Origin of the sequence: Microbacterium oryzae (genome assembly GCF_030406385.1) — a bacterium.
GTDB lineage: Bacteria > Actinomycetota > Actinomycetes > Actinomycetales > Microbacteriaceae > Microbacterium > Microbacterium oryzae_A.
The window spans coordinates 177861-197910 of record NZ_JAUEPM010000007.1; the positions used below are offsets into that span (position 1 = coordinate 177861).

17 protein-coding genes and 3 pseudogenes are annotated in these 20050 nt (G+C 64.7%); 7 read left to right on the top strand and 13 right to left on the bottom strand.

Translation table 11 applies throughout. From position 1 onward, the window contains the following. The first annotated feature begins 50 nt into the window (after positions 1 to 50). Entirely contained in the window at positions 51 to 1223 is a 1173-nt protein-coding gene (locus QWJ90_RS11790) for an acyltransferase family protein (RefSeq protein ID WP_290108040.1), read from the top strand. A 126-nt stretch (positions 1224 to 1349) separates the two neighbouring features. On the opposite strand, the gene QWJ90_RS11795 is transcribed toward QWJ90_RS11790, so the two are convergent. The 6 genes from QWJ90_RS11795 to rplM form a co-directional block, all read right to left on the bottom strand. Then, a complete protein-coding gene (locus QWJ90_RS11795) occupies positions 1350 to 1586 on the bottom strand; it encodes a hypothetical protein (protein ID WP_290108041.1) in 237 nt (78 codons plus the stop codon). A 677-nt stretch (positions 1587 to 2263) separates the two neighbouring features. Continuing rightward, positions 2264 to 2449: a hypothetical protein gene (locus tag QWJ90_RS11800; protein ID WP_290108042.1), complete on the bottom strand. Its 186-nt coding sequence runs from the start codon at positions 2447 to 2449 to the stop codon at positions 2264 to 2266. A gap of 687 nt (positions 2450 to 3136) precedes the next feature. Continuing rightward, positions 3137 to 4081, bottom strand: coding sequence for a hypothetical protein (locus QWJ90_RS11805; protein WP_290108043.1), 945 nt, complete (start codon positions 4079 to 4081; stop codon positions 3137 to 3139). A gap of 191 nt (positions 4082 to 4272) precedes the next feature. Continuing rightward, entirely contained in the window at positions 4273 to 5628 is a 1356-nt protein-coding gene (gene glmM, locus QWJ90_RS11810) for a phosphoglucosamine mutase (RefSeq protein WP_290108044.1), read from the bottom strand. A 14-nt stretch (positions 5629 to 5642) separates the two neighbouring features. Then, a complete protein-coding gene (gene rpsI, locus QWJ90_RS11815) occupies positions 5643 to 6107 on the bottom strand; it encodes a 30S ribosomal protein S9 (protein ID WP_425486991.1) in 465 nt (154 codons plus the stop codon). A gap of 32 nt (positions 6108 to 6139) precedes the next feature. Further along, positions 6140 to 6586, bottom strand: coding sequence for a 50S ribosomal protein L13 (gene rplM / locus QWJ90_RS11820; protein WP_290108045.1), 447 nt, complete (start codon positions 6584 to 6586; stop codon positions 6140 to 6142). A gap of 437 nt (positions 6587 to 7023) precedes the next feature. On the opposite strand from rplM, the gene QWJ90_RS11825 reads away from it, so the two are divergent. Next, complete coding sequence (locus tag QWJ90_RS11825) at positions 7024 to 8424, top strand: sugar transferase (protein WP_290108046.1); 1401 nt, start codon at positions 7024 to 7026, stop codon at positions 8422 to 8424. 6 nt (positions 8425 to 8430) lie between these two features. On the opposite strand, the gene QWJ90_RS11830 is transcribed toward QWJ90_RS11825, so the two are convergent. Then, the gene (locus QWJ90_RS11830; RefSeq protein ID WP_290108047.1) at positions 8431 to 9060 is read right to left on the bottom strand and encodes a CPBP family intramembrane glutamic endopeptidase; all 630 of its coding nucleotides are present in this window, start codon (positions 9058 to 9060) and stop codon (positions 8431 to 8433) included. Positions 9061 to 9272: 212 nt separating this feature from the next. Here QWJ90_RS11830 and QWJ90_RS11835 point away from each other — a divergent pair, with 212 nt between their 5' ends. The 3 genes from QWJ90_RS11835 to QWJ90_RS11845 all read left to right on the top strand — a co-directional run bounded on the left by QWJ90_RS11835 (position 9273) and on the right by QWJ90_RS11845 (position 12668). Further along, entirely contained in the window at positions 9273 to 9875 is a 603-nt protein-coding gene (locus QWJ90_RS11835; RefSeq protein WP_290108048.1) for a low molecular weight phosphatase family protein, read from the top strand. A gap of 76 nt (positions 9876 to 9951) precedes the next feature. Then, positions 9952 to 11388 carry a polysaccharide biosynthesis tyrosine autokinase gene (locus QWJ90_RS11840; RefSeq protein ID WP_290108049.1) on the top strand — a complete coding sequence of 479 codons (1437 nt, stop codon included), beginning with the start codon at positions 9952 to 9954 and terminating at the stop codon, positions 11386 to 11388. A 797-nt stretch (positions 11389 to 12185) separates the two neighbouring features. Further along, positions 12186 to 12668 carry a hypothetical protein gene (locus QWJ90_RS11845; RefSeq protein WP_290108050.1) on the top strand — a complete coding sequence of 161 codons (483 nt, stop codon included), beginning with the start codon at positions 12186 to 12188 and terminating at the stop codon, positions 12666 to 12668. 28 nt (positions 12669 to 12696) lie between these two features. On the opposite strand, the pseudogene QWJ90_RS11850 reads toward QWJ90_RS11845, so the two are convergent. Continuing rightward, a pseudogene (locus QWJ90_RS11850) lies at positions 12697 to 13026 on the bottom strand (IS30 family transposase); the annotation flags it as partial. A gap of 103 nt (positions 13027 to 13129) precedes the next feature. After that, positions 13130 to 13234 (bottom strand): annotated as a pseudogene (locus tag QWJ90_RS14875) (hypothetical protein); the annotation flags it as partial. Between the two features lie 27 nt (positions 13235 to 13261). Here QWJ90_RS14875 and QWJ90_RS11855 point away from each other — a divergent pair. Together QWJ90_RS11855 and istB are read left to right on the top strand one after the other, a co-directional pair. Further along, on the top strand, positions 13262 to 13981 hold the full coding sequence (locus QWJ90_RS11855) for a Mu transposase domain-containing protein (RefSeq protein WP_290108051.1): 720 nt from the start codon (positions 13262 to 13264) through the stop codon (positions 13979 to 13981). Then, a complete protein-coding gene (gene istB / locus QWJ90_RS11860) occupies positions 13978 to 14853 on the top strand; it encodes an IS21-like element helper ATPase IstB (protein WP_290108052.1) in 876 nt (291 codons plus the stop codon). Before QWJ90_RS11855 ends, istB begins: the two co-directional genes overlap by 4 nt. 320 nt (positions 14854 to 15173) lie before the next feature. Here the strand turns inward: istB and QWJ90_RS11865 are convergent, their stop codons facing one another. The 4 genes and pseudogenes from QWJ90_RS11865 to QWJ90_RS11880 form a co-directional block, all read right to left on the bottom strand. Next, positions 15174 to 16250: a glycosyltransferase family 4 protein gene (locus QWJ90_RS11865; RefSeq protein WP_290108053.1), complete on the bottom strand. Its 1077-nt coding sequence runs from the start codon at positions 16248 to 16250 to the stop codon at positions 15174 to 15176. Beyond that, positions 16247 to 17455, bottom strand: coding sequence for a polysaccharide pyruvyl transferase family protein (locus QWJ90_RS11870; protein ID WP_290108054.1), 1209 nt, complete (start codon positions 17453 to 17455; stop codon positions 16247 to 16249). Before QWJ90_RS11870 ends, QWJ90_RS11865 begins: the two co-directional genes overlap by 4 nt. After that, positions 17452 to 18723 carry an O-antigen ligase family protein gene (locus QWJ90_RS11875; protein WP_290108055.1) on the bottom strand — a complete coding sequence of 424 codons (1272 nt, stop codon included), beginning with the start codon at positions 18721 to 18723 and terminating at the stop codon, positions 17452 to 17454. Before QWJ90_RS11875 ends, QWJ90_RS11870 begins: the two co-directional genes overlap by 4 nt. A 421-nt stretch (positions 18724 to 19144) precedes the next feature. Beyond that, positions 19145 to 20050: pseudogene (locus QWJ90_RS11880) on the bottom strand (oligosaccharide flippase family protein); the annotation flags it as partial.

A 20050-nucleotide genomic window follows, 5' to 3' on the forward strand; every position in this document is an offset into this window, starting at 1 on the left:
CGTTAACTGCGCGGATAGGTGAGGGGCGGTAGCTAGATAGGCTCAGGCACATGTCGAGTGCCGCCGCTCCAGCATCCGCCGCCCGCAAGGGCTACCCATTCCTAGACGGCATCCGAGGGCTAGCGGCACTCGCGGTCGTGCTCTATCACGCCTTCCTCTTCACGGGGCTCACCGACCAGTCGACAGAGCAGCTGCCGATCGTCGGCGCGATCATCGGATGGGGCTACCTCGGCGTTCCCGTGTTCATTGTCCTGTCGGGGTTCCTGCTGCGGTACAAGTTCGAGCGTGGTGCCCGACGCTACTTCCGCGACCGCGCGCGGAGGATTCTTCCCCCGTACTACGCCGCGCTACTCGTTTCCCTCGCTCTGATCGCCCTTGTCCCTGTGCTGCAGGTTGAGAGCGGCACCGCCTGGGACACGAAGGTGCCAGTCACGGTCCCGTCGGTGCTCTCGCACCTGTTCCTCGTGCAGAACCTCTCCGGATCGTGGGCGGTGAGCATCAACGGCCCTATGTGGAGCATCGCGGTCGAGTGGCAGATCTACTTCATCCTGCCGCTTCTGCTCCTCCCCCTGCGGCGCCTCGTGCATCCGCTCGTGCTCGTCGGCATCATGACCACCATCACGGTGCTACCTCCGGTTGCGCTCGGCGTCGGCACGGTTGCACATCCCTGGCTCGTCACGCTGTTCGCCATGGGAATGGCCGCCGCCGAGTACGCCAAGGGGGCCAGCTTCCACGCCTGGCAGGTGGCAGCCACGTCGGCGTGGGTCGCGGTCGTCCTGCTCGTGACATCCTTCGTCCGAAGCGAAGAGGTCTCAGGCCTGTGGTTCTCCGAGACGGTCGCGGGTGCCGTAGCCGCCCTCGTCATCGGCCTCATGGCGCGCGGGCAGGCGGAGGGTCGCGTCAGCCGCACGCGGGAGTTCCTCGGAAGCAAGCCGCTCGAGTACGCGGGCCTCGTCTCGTACAGCGTGTATCTGCTGCACTCACCGCTCCTCGGGCTCGGAAACCTCCTCACCCTCCCGCTCGATCTGCCCCTTCTCGCGCGGTGGGCGCTGATGACATTCCTCGTCGCACCGATCGCGATCGCGATCAGCATCGGGTTCTTCTACCTCGCCGAGCGGCCGTTCATCAATTCCCGGCAGCGAGAAGTGCAGCGTGAGCTCAAAGGCGGCGAGCCCCACCTCTCTGTCGCGTCCGCGTCACGCCCCAGCGCCTCGGGCGAGTAGCGCCGGCAGACACGCGAAGCAGCGCGGGCTAAGCATTCGGTGAGCTCGAGAGGACCGCCCCTCCTGCGGAGACCGGTGAAAAGCTCCGCAGAGGGGGCGGCTTGGCGTCTAGCGTTCCCGCCAGTATCAGACCACCGAGTAGTGTGCCTGCAGGGACGCGACCACGGTGGTGCGCTCTGCTGACTGGAGGAGCCGGGGATAGGTGATGAGCTCGGCGTAGTCGACTATGCGGGTGCCGCCGCCCGCCGCTCCGGAGGTGACGCCGACGCGCAGCTCGCTCGAGCCCGATGCCGCCCAGGTGGCCGCTGTGGTGACCTCGTCGGTTCCGACCGCGAGCAGTGGCGACGCGATCCCGAACATCACGACGCGCCACGCGCCGATGCTCGCGCCAGGGCGGGAGATCAGGGACGTCCCAGCGCCGGGAGGCCGAAGGTGCGGTCGACTGCCGCCGCAACGTGAGACCGTTCGCGTCGATAAAGACGGGGTTCCCGGCCGAGGACGACTGCGCGAGTCGCATGACGGCGATGACCGTCCGCTCCGTTGCCCCCGCGACGAGCTTGTCGTTGAGGCGGGCGTTCGCGGCGACCTCGGCCGCGGAGAAGCGCACGTAGGCGTCCGTCTCCGTGATTTTCTGGATGGTGGTGGCGTCACCGGAGATGAGGCTGAGCGGCCGCGGGGATGCGCCCCGGTCGGCCGACTCTGTGACTGCGCCGTCCGCGAGGTCGTGAACGAGCCACCCGGTGACGGTGTAGCCCGCGGCGTTGTTGTGCACGGAGTCGGTCGGGGAAGCCCAGAACGACGGCGGCTTGGCGCCTGCGGCCATGACGGCTTCGTCTTCGGCGGTCGGGGTGAGGCCCGCGATGCGGAACGCCGCTCGCGTGCACATGAAGGCGAGCACGTTGACGAAGCGGCGACCGAAGGCGTCGAGCATCTTCCCGTTCACCTTGGCGCGGTTGGCGAGGCTGTCGGTGACGAATCCGAGCACGAGGTATCGCTTCTGGTCGGCGTCCTGCCACTCGATCTGCGAGCGCAGCCGCCGATCAGCGCATCCCCCTCGTCGGCCTCGGGCGCGTTCTGCCCCACTGCATGAGCAGGATGTCGCCGCGTCGCGCGATGCGGTCTGCGGTGAGGATGGCGAGCGGCTGATCGGTCAAGGCTTCGCTGCCAGGCGTCGACCGGGCGAAGCTGTACATCCCGTCGCTCACGCGCGAGAGCACGCCCTGCACGCCACCGATGGTGACCGGGGTTCACGCCGGCACCGCCCTGCACGAGCGGTGCAGCACCGCCGCCGTTGTCCGCGGTGATCGCGAGGGTGGCGGAGCCGCTGGCTGGGATGACGCCGCCGGTGAATGTCGCGAGCATGGCCCGCCCGCCCGCGCGTCCGGCGATCGTGCGGGAGGACTCTCCCCCGACGCCGCCGTTGTGGACGGTGCCTGCGTATCCGTCCGCGGCGAGGAGGGCTGCGAGCGCGGGGGGGGGTAGGTGACCCCGCCGCCGGCTCCCGCGGTGAGCGAATCACCTGGAGCGTAGATGTCGGTCCTGTCGCCCGAGGTACGGCGGCGTTTCCACCCATATCCGGGTATATCGAGCCGTCTGCGCGCTGGCCGAGGTAGATGTGCCACGTCCAGTTCACCGTGTGCGTGAGCGCCCAACGCCAACCGGTGCCCTCTTCCATCGGCGCGAAGCTCAGGAAGGGGTCGTCGGGATCTCCGGCGACCGGCACCAACTCGAGTCGGTCCCCCTCCACGTACTCGGACGGGACCAGCCCGGCGTCGGACTGCGCGAGGGCCACCGCTACCTCGGGATTCCCCGCCAGGGCCACCGCCACTTCCTCCGGCACGCCTGCCGCCACGACCTCCGCAGATCCCGGTGGATGGACGAGTTTCTTCGCAACCGGAACTGTTCACATGGAGTCACGGCGCCGGCGTGCTTTCCGGCTCGGCGGGCGTCGTCACTTCCGGCGCGGGCGTCTCCTCAGGCGCATCGTCCGGCGACGGCACCGGATCGGGCGTGACCTCGGGATCGGGGGTGGGTTCTGGCTCGGGTACTGGCTCGGGTACTGGCTGCGGCGCGGGCGGGGGAACCACCTGCTGCTGCCGCTCCCGCTCAAGAGCTTCCAAGCGCTCCGCTTCGAGTCGTTCGGCTTCGAGCCGCTCCGCCTCGATTGCTTCGGCTGCGCGCTGCTGGTCCGCGCGAAGCGCATCGACCGCCCCACGGAAACCCTCGAGGGAGTCAGGAAGCGTGGACAAGTCCTCTGCGGCCGCGACAGCGGCTGCAGCGTCGCGGACCGCTGTCCGGAACTCCTCGAGCGCGTCCGGGTTCTCCCCTGCGACAGCTTCGGCACGAGGCGGCAGGGATTCGCGAAAGACGCTGAACGCCACAGTGAGGTCCGCGTCGAGCGACTCCACCTGCCCACCAGCGGCGGAGACCTCTTCGCTCCCGCTAACCGCCTCAGTCTCCACGCGCTCGAGCGCCCCGAGCGCGGCAGCGAACCTCTCCGGGTCCTCGACGTGCGACTCCTCAGGGAGTGACTCAAGCGGCTCCGGCAGTTCGACCGCACCCAGCCCCTTAACGTAGCCATCGACGGCCGCGAGGGCGCCGGTGCGCGCCCGCTCCTCGAGGTACCCCTCGGAGGCGTCGAGAGCAGCAGACAGCTGCTTCCCATCCTCGATGCGCGACGTGATCAGCGCCTCAGTCTCGTCCCGCGCCTTCGAGAGCTCGTCGATTGCGGCAGCCGTCTCGGCCCGCGCGTTGTCGTACTGCGTCTGTCGGGTGATCTCGCTCGCGCCGCAACGCCCCGACCCGACGACGAGTGCGGCGACGACGAGCACCGCCACCACGAGCGCGAGCCCCGCCACGAGGGCGATGCGCAGCCACGGCAGAGGCATGTGGTCCCGAAACATCGCCGTTTCGGGCGATACGCCGATCCACGTCTTGCGGACGGGCGGCGGCGTGGGCGTATCGGAAGCAGGCATGGTGACTTCAGGATAGTGAAATGCCGCTGCCCTCCCCATATCGCGGAGGGCAGCGGCATGTTCAAGAAGTGAACCTAGAGGGCGAGGCGCTTCCTTACGACCTCGGCGATCGCGTCGGCGTGCCGCTGGGCGGTCTCGCCGTCGGCGGCTTCAACCATCACGCGCACGAGGGGCTCGGTGCCCGAGGCGCGCAGCAGCACGCGACCGCTGTCGCCCAACTCGGCTTCCACTCCCCCAACGATCTCCTGCACACCATCGTCGTGGACACGAGCCTTGTCGACGCCGCGCACGTTGATGAGCACCTGCGGGTAGACCTTCATGATCGAGGCGAGCTCGGCGAGGCTCTTGCCCTGCCGCGCCATCTCCGCCACGAGATGCAGCCCTGTGAGGACTCCGTCGCCGGTGGTCGCGTGCGCGCTCATGATGACGTGGCCGGACTGCTCGCCACCCAGCGAATAGCCGCCCGCGTTCATCTCCTCGAGCACGTAGCGGTCGCCGACCGCGGTGGTCTTCACAGTGATGCCCTGCTCGCGCATGGCGACGTGAAGACCGAGGTTGCTCATGACCGTCGCGACGAGCGTGTCGTTCGCGAGCAGTCCGCGCTCCTTCATCGAGACGGCGAGGATGGCCATGATCTGGTCGCCGTCCACGATGGTTCCGTCGGCCGTGACGGCCAGGCAGCGATCGGCGTCGCCGTCGTGGGCGATCCCGACGTCGGCGCCATGCTCCACGACCGCGCGGGCGAGCAGGTCGAGGTGGGTCGACCCGACCCCGTCGTTGATGTTGATGCCGTCCGGCTCGGCGCCGATGACCGTCACCTGCGCCCCGGCATCGCGGAAAACCTCCGGCGAGACGCCCGAGGCCGCACCGTGGGCGCAGTCGAGCACTACGTGGATGCCATCCAGGCGCGACGGCAGCGAGCCCAGCAGGTGCAGCACATAGCGGTCTTCGGCATCCGAGAACCGCTGGATGCGTCCGACATCGCCGCCGGTGGGCAGCAGCTTCTCGCCGGTCAGGTGCTCTTCGATCCGCTGCTCGACCTCGTCGGGCAGCTTCACGCCGCCCCTGGCGAAGATCTTGATGCCGTTGTCAGGCGCCGGGTTGTGCGACGCCGAGACCATGACACCGAAGTCGGCCTCGCGGTCCGCGATGAGGTACGCAAGGGCGGGCGTCGGAATGACCCCGGCGTCGAGCACGTCGACCCCGGATGCGGCAAGGCCCGCGGCCACGGCTGCTCCGAGGAAGTCGCCGGAGATGCGCGGGTCGCGGGCGATGACCGCCGTGGCGCGCTTGCCGGCGGCGCGACGCGCCTCGGCGGAACGCCCCTGGCCCAGGACGACCGCGGTCGCCTGGGCCAGGGAGAGAGCCAGATCGGCAGTGAGGGCGCCGTTGGCGAGCCCTCGTACGCCGTCCGTGCCGAAAAGCGGCATGGAGAGGGTCTGCCTCAGCGCTTCGAGAACTGCGAGGCCTTGCGGGCCTTCTTGAGACCGGCCTTCTTGCGCTCGATGACGCGGGCGTCGCGCGTGAGGAAGCCGGCCTTCTTGAGGGTCGGGCGGTTGTTCTCGCGGTCGACCTCGTTGAGTGCACGGGCGATCGCGAGGCGGAGCGCACCGGCCTGGCCCGAGGGGCCACCGCCGTTGATGCGAGCGATCACGTCGTACGCACCGTTGAGGTTGAGAACCGTGAAGGGGTCCGTGATCAGCTGCTGGTGCAGCTTGTTCGGGAAGTAGTCCTCCAGCGTGCGGCCGTTGACCGTGAAGGAGCCCGAGCCGGGGATGATGCGCACGCGGGCGATGGCCTGCTTGCGGCGACCCACAGCGGCACCGGGGACGCTGACGACGGGGCGCTCAGCGACCGCCACGTCGCCCGCGGGCGTCTCGGTGGAGTAGTTCTGGATGTCGTTTTCGATTTCGTTCGCCACGATAAGTCCTTAAACGCCGCTTACTGGGCGACCTGGTCGAGGGTGTACGTCTTGGGCTGCTGCGCGGCGTGCGGGTGCTCGGCACCGGCGTACACCTTCAGCTTGGCGAGCTGGTCGCGACCAAGCGTGTTCTTGGGGAGCATGCCGCGGACGGCCTTCTCGACGGCGCGAACCGGGTTCTTCTCGAGGAGCTCGGCGTAGGTGACCGACTTGAGGCCGCCCGGGAAGCCCGAGTGACGGTAGGCCTTCTTCTGCTGGAGCTTCTGACCGGTGAGCGCGACCTTGTCGGCGTTCACGATGACGACGAAGTCGCCCATGTCCATGTGAGGGGCGAAGGTCGCCTTGTGCTTGCCGCGAAGGAGGGCGGCGGCGTGCGAGGCCAGGCGGCCGAGAACGACGTCGGTGGCGTCGATCACGAGCCACTCGCGCTGGGCTTCACCGGCCTTCGGGCTGTAAGTGCGAGTCACAGTTGTGCTGCTTTCTGTTCGAACGGAGACGTTCGTGAATCCCGCTCCGGGCGGTTTGACCGATCGATGTCGGTCAGCACCTGCGGTGGAGGGCTCACGTTCGCGGCACCCGACACGGGCACCAACAGAACAGCTTAGGCCACCGTTGCTGAGAGCGCAAAGGGAGCCGCCCAAATGCCGGCGGGGTTCAATAGCCCGATATCTGAGGATGCTCAAAAGGCGTACGCTGGGAAAGCGCTGGATGGCCACGGCCACTCGGCAGAGGAATTCCGTCTACCAGCGAAGGCGGTCACATGCCCACGCAGCAACCTGTCGCGTCGCTCGACGCGGAGCTGGTCGAACCTGCAGACCTGTCGCACCTTTCGTCGCAGCCCCAGGCTCACTCGGTCAGACCTTCGGAGCCCTCTCACCGTTGGCAGCGCTCTTACGCACGGCGATTGACCGTAACGGACACGGCGGTTCTGCTCGTGACGACTCTCGCCGTGCAGCTCCGCTCCCCCACGGGCACGTCCTTCACGGAATTCGACTTGTTCGCTCCGGCTCTCGATGAGCTCTTCACCGCCTTCTCGTTAGCTCTCGCACTGGCGTGGAGCGTCGCGCTCGGCTTCGCGGACTCGCGAAGCCCGCGCGTTACCGGGCAAGGCCTGGAGGAGTACCGGAGCGTCGTCAGTGCGAGCCTTTCCTTCTTCGGCGTCGTCGCACTGCTCAGCATCCCGCTCGGAATCGACCTGCAGAAGGGCTATCTCCTCCTCTCCCTTCCGATCGGAGTGCTCCTTCTCATCGGGGAGCGCGTCGCATGGCGCGCCTGGCTCCGGATGCGGCGAAGAAGGGGTGAGCTCCTCACTCGCGTTCTTCTCGTCGGCTCCGCGACGTCCGTCGCTCGAGTGGCGCGTGAACTTCGGCGAGTTTCCGCTTCCGGATATCGGGTGGTCGGCGCGTGCGTCCCGACAGGGGAAGTGGGTGGCGTCGTGAGTGGCACCGACATCCCCGTCATGGGCAGCGCCGACGCCGTCGACCGCGCGCTGGAGGCTGTCAGCGCAGACACCGTCGTCGTGACAAGCACCGAAGATCTCCCTCCAGACAAGGTCAAGCGCATCTCCTGGGCACTAGAGACCGGAAGGCAGCACCTCGTGCTGGCGCCCGGTATCACAGACATCGCCGGCCCGCGGATCCATACCCGTCCGGTGGCCGGCCTCCCACTTATTCACGTCGAGACGCCGCGGTTTTCGGCGGGCCAGCGGGTGGCCAAGAGAGCACTCGACCTGTTCGGGAGCCTGTTCGCGTTGGTCTTGGCGGGCCCGCTGATGCTGGTCATCACCATTGCCGTCAAGCTAACCTCTCCCGGGCCCGTTCTCTTCAGACAGACGCGTGTAGGTCTCCGCGGTCGACCGTTCCAGATGTTCAAGTTCCGTTCTATGGTGGCGGACGCCGAACGTCAGCTCGACGCCCTGCTCGACCAGCAAGACCACGGCAACACCGTGATGTTCAAGATGAAGTCTGATCCGCGCGTGACCCGCGTAGGTCGCTTCTTGCGCCGCTTCAGCCTCGACGAGCTTCCCCAGTTGTTCAACGTGCTCGGCGGCAGCATGTCGCTTGTGGGGCCCAGGCCTCCACTTCCGCGCGAAGTCGAGCGATATGCGACGCATGTCCACCGACGTTTCCTGGTCAAGCCCGGCATCACCGGGCTCTGGCAGGTTTCGGGGCGCTCAAGCCTGTCTTGGGAGGACACGGTGCGACTCGACTTGTCCTATGTGGAGAACTGGAATCTCGTGGGCGACCTGATCATCGTCGCGAAAACGGCGCGCGCAGCGTTGACACCAGGCGAGACTGCAACCTGAGCTTCTTCAGCCCACGAACGTGCCGATGAGAGCAAGCACGACGTAGCTCCCGTTGAAGACGAGGTGCACGAGAACGGCTGCCCAGATACGTCCCGTCAGCAGCACGAGAGCGCTGCAGGTCATCGCGACGAGTGCGAGAGCGACCGGTTCGTCCCAGCGAGCAACTCCGTCGATGGCGTGCATCGCCACGAAGGAGGCTACGGACGCCACCGCAGCGAGCAGCGCTCCTTCGACCCCTCGGCGCGCGATCCGGAAGACTGACACGAGCACGACGCCACGGAAGAGCAATTCCTCAACGAGTGGCGCGACCACCACGGGTAGGAGGATCGCTGTCAGCGCCACCGTCGGTGATAGCTGACTGTTGAGGCTCGGGTAGGAGGGCAGTGCACCGCTACCGCCCGCCGCGACAGCGAACCAGCCCTGCACGGTCCTGAGGATGAGCCCGAGAACGACACCGTAGAGGATGTCCGTCGCGCGGAACGAGAGGAGTCCTCGCGGTCGCCCCCGCCCGAACGCGAGAACGATCGGCACGATGATCCCGGCCCAGAGCAGAATCGGGCTGAGGACCTCGGAGATTGACGCCGACAGAAGCGTCTGCACTACGAGGGAAGCAAGCACCCCGGCGCCGACCGACAATGCCGTCCATGCGAGCAGGTTTGCATCCCAGCGTCGCGCAGTTCGGCTCCCCTCCGCCCACGTGCGGGTTGAAGGCGACCGTGAACCGCTTTCGCTCGTCGTCAAGTCGTTGCTCGAGATTTCTGCATCCCGCCTCCGAAAGGAAGCGGGATCGTCGACAGTAGGGTGAGACTCACGAGGCACATCGCCACGTTATCGGGAGGCGGAACGCGATGCTCAAGATCATGACCGTGTGCACCGGCAACATCTGCCGCTCACCGTTGGCTGAGGTTCTGCTTCGGGCGCGACTCAAGGGTTCACCGATTGAGGTAGTGAGCCGAGGTACGCATGCGCTCGTGGACCGCCCGATGACAGCTGAAACCTTGGAGCGTGCAATCCTTCACGGCGCGGACCGGGATGTCTCCCTCGCCCACAGAGGAGCCCTGCTTCGAGAGGACGACTTGCGCGACGTTGACCTCGTGCTTGCGATGACGCGCGAGCACCGCGCCCACGTCGTTGATCTCGCACCACCGAAGGTGCGTTCCGCGTTCACACTGCTCGAGTTTGCTCGCCTCGCGCGAGTGGTCAGCGACGAGGAGCTGGAGTCCGCCGCAGCCGACGTGCGCGGCGGCAAGCATCGCTATGCACTGATGCGCGACCACCTTGCTGCCTTACGCGGAGAGCTAGGCCCGCTCTCACGGGCTGCCGAGTACGACGTTCCCGACCCGTATCGACGTGGCGACGACGCATACGATCGAGCTTCAGAACTCTTGGTACCTGCCGTTGATGCGGTCACGAGAGTCATGCGTCTAGCCGTCTCTCGCACCCGAGCCTGAGACCCGCCGCCAAGCACCGGGGCCGAGGACGACCCTGGTCGTGTGGAAGGATGGTCCGTAATATCGAAGGGGCCTTGTGGAACTCAGCGACTACATCCGCGTTCTGCGCAAGAACTGGATTGTCATACTCGTAATTACGCTCGTCGGGGTCGGCGCTGCGGCAGTCTACTCACTGACACGGACCCCTCTTTACGAGTCTACGAGCGAGGTGATGATCTCGTCTCAAGCTGGCTCAACGATCGCAGAACAGCAGCAGGGTAATAGCTATACCCTGGCTCGAGTCGCCTCCTACGTGGAGCTGGCCACAACCCCAAGAGTTCTCGACGACGTGATATCGGAACTGGGTTTGAAGACTTCCGCCCGGTCGCTGGCTCAAAGCGTATCCGCGACAAGCCCGCTGAATACGACGATCGTCGCGGTCACTGCCACAGACGCCGACGCTACGCGCGCCGCTGACATAGCAAACGCAGTCGCTGCGAGCCTCACGAGCGCGGTAGACGAGGTGGAGACGCTTCCGGGCACAGAAACGAGCCCAGTGAAGATAACGAGTGTCGCGCCCGCGCTCGCCTCAGCGGCGCCCGCGAGCCCCAACGTTGGGCTCAACCTCATCCTGGGGGGATTGCTGGGGCTCGTGCTTGGTATTGGATTCGCCGTCTTGCGAACCACACTGGACACACGTATTCGCTCGTCCCGGCAGGTTGAGGAGATCACGGATCGACCGATCATCGGTGCTATCCCGTTCGACCCGGCGGCGAAAGACCGCTCGATCATCCTTGAATCCGACCCGCAGAATCCCCGAGCGGAGGCTTTCCGCACGCTCCGCACGAACCTGCAGTTCCTTGACCTCGAGGGTGCGCACAGCTTCGTCGTTACGTCAAGCGTGCCGAGTGAAGGTAAATCGACGACCGCCACGAATCTGGCCATCGCGCTCGCGGACGCGGGCAGACGAGTCGTACTCATCGACGCCGACCTGCGCAAGCCGAAGGTAGCCACTTACCTAGGTATCGAGGGAGGCGCCGGCCTTACCGACGTGCTCATCGGCCGCGCCGACGTGACGGACGTCATCCAGCGGTGGGGGCGCAAGTCACTGTATGTGCTTCCCTCCGGGAAAATCCCACCCAACCCAAGTGAATTGCTGGGTTCGAAGAGAATGCGCGCACTACTCGATGACCTCGGACGCGAAGCGGACGTCATCCTCTTGGACGCTCCTCCACTACTCCCCGTCACGGACGCAGCCATTCTCTCGAAGGAGACGAGCGGAACGATCGTCGCTGTCGCCGCTGGAACTACTCACCGACGCCAGCTAGAGGGCGCTATCAACGCGCTTGAAACCGTAGGCGCGCGTATCGCCGGCCTTGTCTTGACCATGGTGCCGACCACGGGCGCCGATGCCTACGACTACGGGTACGGGTACGGGTACGGGTATGGTGAAGCAACGGAGTCCGAAGAAGCTGCCGATTTGAACGGCAGCGGCCGGACTAGACGGAGCAGCTTCTTAGGAGGCGCTTCTTAACGGGCACTGGTTCGAGATGGCGTCGAAGCACCCTACGCGAATGGGGATCCGGGCTGCTGCCGATCAGCGCGCACCCTGATCGACCGTTGCGTTCCGGCTGCGGTTGCGTAGCGTGACTACGCTTGCTGCCACTCTGGCAACGGCTGGTGCGTGAGCCGCATACAGGTAGCAAGTACAGTGATCGGCTTCGTCGACCCGGGCGGAATAGACCTCCGCTCCACTCTCGAATAGCCCCTCAGCCGTCGCTCACACTCGATGCTAGGTCGCTCTCGGCGGCGCTCGACGACTGGACAGTTTCGGTGCCCCAAGAGTGAACACTCAACTATTGGAGTGTGATCACTTTGGAGAACTAACGCCCTCGCCGAGAGCGCTGTCGAGCTCTACAAGACCGAGTGCGTGAGGATCGACGGGCCGCGCCGCACCGTTGAGGAGGTCAAACTCGCCACGCTGACGGCGCTCACTGAAATTCCCCACTTCTGCTCACTGGAATTCCCCACCCTGGGTCGCTCCGTCGCATGAGGCGGGCCTCCCTCGATGCTGGCGGTCTTCGACCACACACCAGCCTTCGAGGGAGGCCCGTTTCTCATGCTCTCAGAGAGGAGCAGCGTGGATGTCCACGCTTTGAGGCGGCAGGGGATGACGATCAGCGAGATCGCCCGCCGCACCCACCATGACCGCAAGACCGTCCGTGCGAATCTGAGCGGGGAACGCGCCCGGGCCAGCGTGAGCGGGCGGTCCCGGACCGCTTCGACCCGTTCGTCGACTGCGTCACCGCCCGGCTGAAGGAAGACCCCCACTTGAGGGTGGCGACGCTGCTGGACGAGCTCGTGCCGCTGGGCTACTCCGGGTCGTATCCAACGCTGACGCGGCAGATGCGGGACCGCGGCCTTCGGCCCGCCTGCACGGCCTGCGCGCATGTCACGAAACGGCCGAACGCGATCATCGAGCACCCGCCGGGCGAGGAGACGCAGTTCGACTGGCTCGAGCTGCCCGACCCGCCCATGCACTGGGGGTTCCCGACGAAGCGGGCGTATCTGCTCGTGGGGTCGCTCGCGCACTCCGGGGTCTGGCGAGCGGCGATCTCCCCGTCGATGGATGTCCCGCATCTGCTGGCCGCGATGACCACGCTGAGGGCCCTCCTCGGCGGCGTGACGAGGGTCTGGCGCTTCGATCGGATGGCGACGGTGTTGAACCCCGTGACCGGGGACCTCACTGCGATGTTCGCCGGGTTCGCCAAGCACTACGGCGTTCAGCCCGTGTCGGCGACGCTCGAAAAGTAGGCCAATGCGACGTCTTGTATTCCAGCAGTCATCGCAACGGAGGGTGATTCTCGGAGGTTAACAGGGCCGCGAAGAGGTCGGCTGGCGGCCGATCGCCGAGAATCATCCGCGGCCGGCGATTGAGCTCGGTCTCGACCCGGGCGAGGTCACGGGCGCTGTGAACGGAGAGGTCCGTCGACTTCGGGAAGTACTGCCGGAGAAGCCCATTCGTGTTCTCGTTGGACCCTCGCTGCCACGGGCTGCCCGAGTCGCAGAAGTAGATCCTCGTTCCGGTCGCCTGGGTGATCTCGAGGTGCCGGGCCATCTCCGTGCCCTGGTCCCAGGTCACCGTCTGCCGTAACGGCGACGGCAGCTCGCGGCTCGAGCGGTGGCACGTACTTGACCGTGCCATCCTTCTGACGCTCCAACGCGCCGTTCTTCCAACGGTTACCCGATGACCGCGATATCCCCAGCTTCTTGCACGCGCCACGAACCGACCAGCCCTGCGCGAGCAACTCCAGAAACCGCCGGCGCTTCTCCGTCATCGGACGGCGACCCGGCCCCTTCGGAACACGACGAGACGACATACAAGAACCCCTTTCGAGCGGTCCTCGTTGCGATGGTCACTGGAAACCACCACGTCGCTATGGCCTCGTTTTCAACCGTCGCCGACAGCCCGTGGTCTGCCGGCCCCGCTCCGGGAACCGAAAGGGCGTGGTGAGAAGAATAACCACACCGCCGCGCAACGCTGGTGGCGCACCCTGCCCGATGGGCTCACTCTCGAGCAGGCGCAAGCCTCCGTCGCAGCGTTCGCCCGGCGACAGGATGAGCGGCCACGACGGACAGCGACCGGCAAGACCACCGCCGCCGCGATGCTCACGGCCGAACGGCTCCGGCCGTTGCCGCCGGCGGTGTTCCCCGTGGTGGTCACCGAAGGGCGCACCGCGACGAGGCAGGCGCTGATCGACTGGCGCGGCAACCGCTACTCGGTCCCACCCGAGCTGGCCGCCGCGAAAGTGACGGTGCTGCAGCGGCTCGGCGCCGACACCATCGACATCGCCACCGTCTCCGGCGCGGTCGTCGCCCGGCACAAGGTCGCCGAGCCTGGGCTCGGCGTCGCGATCCGCGACACCGGCCACGTCACCGCGCTGGAAGCGATCGCGATGGCGTCGGCGCCTCCGGGACGGCCGCACCGCCGCAAGGAGCGCATCCCGCCCGGTCAGGCGGCGCTCCGCGCCGCGCAGGTGCTCATCGGCACCGGCGAGCCCGTCTCGACCGTTATCAGCTTGGCCGCCTATGAGCAGGCCGCGAAGAACAGGAACACTCTCCGATGACCACCACCATTTGCACGACGAACGCCGCGACGGCAGCGAGCACCTACCAGCAGCTGCGCAACCATCTCACCGACCTGAAACTCGCCGACGCCGCCGACGCCCTGCCAAAGGTCCTCGATCAGGCGCAAGCCGAGGGCTGGACCCTCACCACCGCGCTGGAGCGGCTGCTGCAGATCGAGGTGACCGCGACGGACGCGCGGCGACTCGCGGGCAGGTTCCGGCTCGCGAACCTTCCCACCGGCCAAACCCTCGACGACTTCGACCTCGACGCCGGGAGCGGCATCGACCAGAGCCTGCTCGCCGAGCTCGCCACCTGCCGCTACCTCGACACCGCAACAAACGTGCTCCTCATCGGACCGCCGGGCGTTGAGAAGAGCCACATCGCAACCGGTCTCGAGCACGCCGCAGTCACCGCCGGCTACCGGGTCTACTTCGGCTCCGCCGCGAACCTCGCCGCTCGCTGGCACCGCGCGGCGAGCGAAGGGAAATGGGCGACCATGATGCGGTTCTTCGCCGGCCCGACGCTGCTCATCATCGACGAACTCGGCTACCTGCCGCTGCCGGGCGAAGCCGCCTCCGCACTGTTCCAGGTCGTCAACCAGCGCTACCTGAAGACCTCGATCGTGCTCACCACCAACCGGCCCGTCGGCGCCTGGGGAGAGATCCTCGGCGACACCACCGTCGCCGCCGCGATGCTCGACCGGCTCCTGCACCGGTCCGTCGTCATTACCCTCGACGGCGCCTCCTACCGACTCCGTAACCACCGCACCGCAGCCGACGAACTCCGCCGTCTCACCACCGGCACAAACCCGCGCCAGCGTTACCCCGCGACCTGGGGAACTTCGGTGAGCAACTCTGGGGACAATCGCTGAGCGCCATCAACGCTGTCCTGAATGCACTGGTTCAACGAGAACCGGCTGCACTCCTCGATCGGATATCTCACGCCCGTCGAGAAGGAAAGCGAGTACTACCGTGAGACCAACTACCAAAGCCAGCCGTCCCTGGAAGAACTCGCCCTCCGCTAAACCCGGAGCGATTCAGAGACGGTCTCGCCTAGGCACCGACGGGTCGATTTGTGGTGGTCAGTGTAGGAGCCCTGGGTTGCGCTCGTTCGATCATTTGAAACAGGGCAGTCACGCGTCGTCCAAGAAGCGGCGCGCTTCATAGCTCAGAGGATTAGCACCATCTCGCCCTATGCATTAGACGTACGCGCTACCCAACGGCAGATCTCTTCCACCCACCGCTCAGTGCCGTGCCCCGCGCTAAATGCGCTTGCATCAAGCGAGTGAGCTTGTAGGAGGTCTCTATTTTGTGAGTATTCATTAATCGCCGCCATCCATGCCGCTTTATCTTCGGGCGGGACTACTCGACCGCGACTTTGCCCAATTCGCCATCGAATATCGCCAGCACGGTCTGAAGATATCACAGGCATTCCTGACGCCAATGCTTCGTCTACAACTAGACCATACGGGTCGCCGAGCGTCGGGAATAGTAGAACGTCGTTGCGAGCATATACATCCGCCACATCTGCGGACTGCACAAACGCCGTCACCCTCACCCTGTCATGACCGTGGCGCGCCGCCCAGGCCTCAACCTCGCCCCAGAGCTCACCATCTCCCACCAGCTCGACAGACACGCTCGGATCGCGTCTCAACACGTGATCGAGCATCGGCAGTAGGAACGGAACACCCTTCCCAGGAATAAGACGTCCGATATAGAGGAGGCGCAACGACGCACTGCGTTGCCGCTGACAGCCCGCCTGCTGAAGAGCGACCCAGTCGACCGCGTGGTGCAAGCGGTGTGTATTAGTCGCGCCGTAGCTCTCGACATAGGCATCGGAGTCGGGACCGGGAGTCAGGACGGACGATGCTCCACGGAAGAACACTCGTTTCAGTATCTCCTTATGCCATCTTCTCCTTACCCACGAGTCCCACGTCATGAGGGCGTAGAGCGCGAGATGTCGGCCCGTGGCGCGATGAATCCAAGCGGGCCAAAGGGCCGGAACGTGGTGAAACGTGAAAACGCGCTCGGGGCGCAGCCGCCACCATAGGCGCGCCAACTCGAGATACCGAGCTGGCGACGCCTTGCTAGTCGTGAGGAAGGTGTGTGGAAACTGCAGAGTCGATTCGTCCACCGTCCAACTCCGCATCGGGTCAATATAATCACTGAATACACAATGAAAGCTGACTCTGCCCGATGAGGCAAGAGCGTTGAACCGGTCCCGCCAATACGGATTAATTGCTGGCAGGAAAAAGACGATGTCGGTCATGCGTGAATACCCTCGTATGCGCTAGCGATCCTAACCCGAACACGCTCGGCGAGTCCGGAACAACGACGGCGAGTTTGCGCTACTTCGCGCACCTGCCTGATTAGGAGCGCGCTGTCGATCGCATCCACGCGATGCACGAGGTCCTGCATGCCAAGCCGCCCGAGAACGCCGCTCGACTTTTCCTGGTATTGCAATGAGATAGCAGGGGTGCCGACACTGACAGCCATGATGCAAGCGTGCAAACGGGTGCCTATCACGACACGAGTTGCGGCGTAAGCCTGGTACAGGTGCGCGACGTCCGTGTTCGTGTCGACGAGGTGAGGCACCCGCAACCGCGCAGAAATCAAACGGGCCACGAGCAAGTCGTCCTGCTTATGCTCGGGAATGGACGAATGCCCCCCGAGAACGACTTCGAGGCCTAAAGCGTGAACGCCAGTTGCCACGTCGACGAGCGCCTGCACATAGGCTTCAAACGCCGCGTCGTCCGACGAAGTGGACCACCGCCAGTCCATCACCACTATGCGACAAACCTCTCGTACCTGGGCGGAGGAGCCGGAACTCTGCCGGTAGAACGCGACATCATCTACCTCCCGCGCGTTGAGCCGTGGCATTCGCGCGCTCGCCGCGAGCGATAGTCGCTCGCGAACCACCGGCGTCGTGTACTTCAAGCTCCATTCGATCAGCCGCCGGTCGATTTCACGTGTTACGGGACCAATGCTCTGGGGCATCATCAACGTCGCTCCAACGGCGGCATGACCAAGTCGAATCGACACGAGGCTCTGATACAGACTAAAGTTCAGCCTCCTTTTCGACGAGTACATGTACCCTCCGCCAGCAATTACTACCGTGTCCACATCCTTGAGAATGCGAAAGACATGAGGCATCAGGACTCGAAGCGCTGCCCGGCCCACGCGGCGACCCAACTGGCTCGCCGCAATGACCGTGACACTGGCGAACATCCCCAACACCAACCGGACAGTACGAACGAACCGAGTCCCCACAGCCGGAAACGGGACGATCTCAGCGACTACGTTCACTCCGTGAGCGCGATACTCTAGCCTGTCGTCGTAGCGCGACGACAGGGTTACTGACGCGGCCCCCTGATCCTCCAAGAGCTGCTTGGTCGCCAGCATGATCGCTGCGTCTCCTGCATTCCGGTACGAGTATGAATTCACGATCAGGCAATGCCCGAGTTTCGTCGTCACGCTTTTACCACTTTCGGATAAGGGAAGTTGTCGGCTGTTTGCGCCTCTCGTAAGGCGAGCACCGCCTGGGCAACGAGACAAAAGGTAAAGATCGGAAAACCTCGGTTTTCAAGCGGAAACCCATTGAGTAAGAGCACGGCGGCCATGGATATCGCGACCCAAACGGAGGTGCTGATGATCTCGTCCGACCGCGCCATGACAGTCGTAGCTCTTACGAGTGCGATGATCGCAAGGACCAGGACAGCAGTCCCAAGCAGACCGAACTTCGCGAGAACCACGAAGGGCGAATCCAACGTGAAGATCGACCCCGTTACCGCCCCAGTTGTAACTGAAGGAAAAGGCTGCCCCCACCCTCTCCCCCACAAGAAGTTCTCTTCCCATATTTGCAACGTCCAGTCGTAAGCGCGTAGCCGTTCCACGGCGGAACCGTCCGTGGCGAAGACTGCCCAGCCGTACTCGTAAAGGCGGGAAAACCACTGAAACCTATCCGCCGCAATTCCATTGCCCGCGAGCGTTGGTGACGCGGCCAACGCCAGCGCGCCCGTTGCAAGTCCAGCTACGCACAGCGCCAGCACCCGAATGACGCGACCGAATCGAACAATCGCCAAGAAGCCCGCGAATAATACCCCGACGATCAGGAGAATCCAGATCGTGCGGCCGCCCGACAGAACTAGAATTCCTCCCACTGCGAACGCGCTGACAAGCGCGCCGATATTCGGACGACGGGGCGCACAGAAAAGCGCGAGTCCCAGCGCGATGGCGGGCATGGGAACGAAGCTCGATGCGAGGCCGACCGATTCGATATCGAGCCCTTCAGCGCCGCGCCGTTGAAGCCATGTGAAAGTAAAAGAGACCGCTCCAAAGACCCCTATCGTCCACACAGTTCCGAGCAGAGCACGCCGGCGAGCAGCCATACCAAAATCAGACCCAATCAGAACCGCGACGGGGAACATTATGTAGGTGAGGGCATCTCTAACCCAATCTTGAAGCGCAGTTTCCGGTGTCCATATCAGCGACGCGGCCCCGAGTGCCAGCAAACCGATCACGAGCACCACGCTGAGAACAAGCGGGCCCGGCAGCTTTATAGCCGCGCTCGAGATGCGGGCAGCGCGTCGCAGTCGAATAGCGCTAACGCCTGCGAACAGAGTAGCCACACTCAGAAACAGAAGCTTGGTAGACACAGGAACTAACACATTCTGAACCACCAGCACGTAACCAGCGGCGAATAGTAACCCGCGGACGATCGCGGCGTTGGAGCCCTTCTTCATTGCATTACCCGTCCCAACGCGCTACGACTGCAAGGCTCAAAAGGGAGGCCAATAGAACGGCACCCAGCACGACGAGGCCAGACTGGAGGAACTGCGATGCGGCAATGGACGCGCTCGAAGCGGTCGTGAAGAAGAGCACCCACAGGAGGCTGGCGTTACGACCAGTCCGCATTAGCCAGGCCGCTCGCCCCAGTCCGAAGATCACCTTCCATCCCGCTACTGCGCACACTAGGGTCGTGATGTCGCCGGTGAACGAAGCGAGGGCAGCGCACGCTGTACCCACCGTGTCGACAATGTTGAAGGCGGTTCCCTGCCACCACCGGCCCTGGGCTTGCTGGAGGCCGTCGAGGATGGGCGTCATCATACGAACTGGAAGACTGGCAAGCAAGATCACGACAGCCCCAGATGCGGCCACCCATTGCCCACCGAGGACTCCTGCGAATAGTGGCATGAAGAGTGAGAACGCAGCGCTCACCGCCGTCACCACGAGCACAAAGAACTGACAAAGTCTGAGGCTCAAAGCAACTCTCTCTTCGGGTCGCGTGTCTGCCAGCGTGCTGAGCGAGACCCGGGCAAGCGGTACTGACACGAGGCCGCTCAGCCCAAGGCTAATCTGGTACGCGAAGTAGTAGACGCCAAGAACCTCCGCTGATGCGCCGAACTGAGCAACTACGAAACTCGCTTGGAGCGGGAGAGTTATGAATAGTGAGTTCACCCCCCATTTCAGCCGAATATGCCGCGTCGGCGCTTCAGATGTTCCTTGCCCCGCTCCTTCTTGGCGCGGCAACCGGCGAAAAATAGCCAGGTCCATGATCGCGTAGAATACGACCGTGGATACCGCAAACGCCAACGCGGACTGGAGGGTCAGAGCCAGGATCAAGCCGACTGCTACCTTCGACACCGCAGCGAGCACCTGAGCGAGAACGACTCGTCGATAAAGTTTCAACTTCACGCCGGACGAGTACATCAACTCCGCGTCTCCAACGAGCGGAATCGTCAGCGCAGAAATTACCGCCAATATCGCAACCTCCGGTCGCCCTGATATGAGGTAAATTCCCGCTATTACCGTTCCGCCGCAAGCCAAGACAGTGTTTACGTTCAGGATCGCACGGCGTGTTCCGCTAAATGTGCCCCCTTGACCGCTCAAATAACCGTTGACTTCTCCAAAATTCGCGAGTCCGGTGAGGATGGCGATTACGGAGGTAGCCGCAGCCCAGTACCCGAATTCTGCGGGTGTCAGCCATAGGGCTAATAAAAGCTGTCCGACTGCCGCGAGCGCGCGCGCTGCTGCAGTTCCTAGGGAAAGCCGGAGAATGCCCCTAAGCAC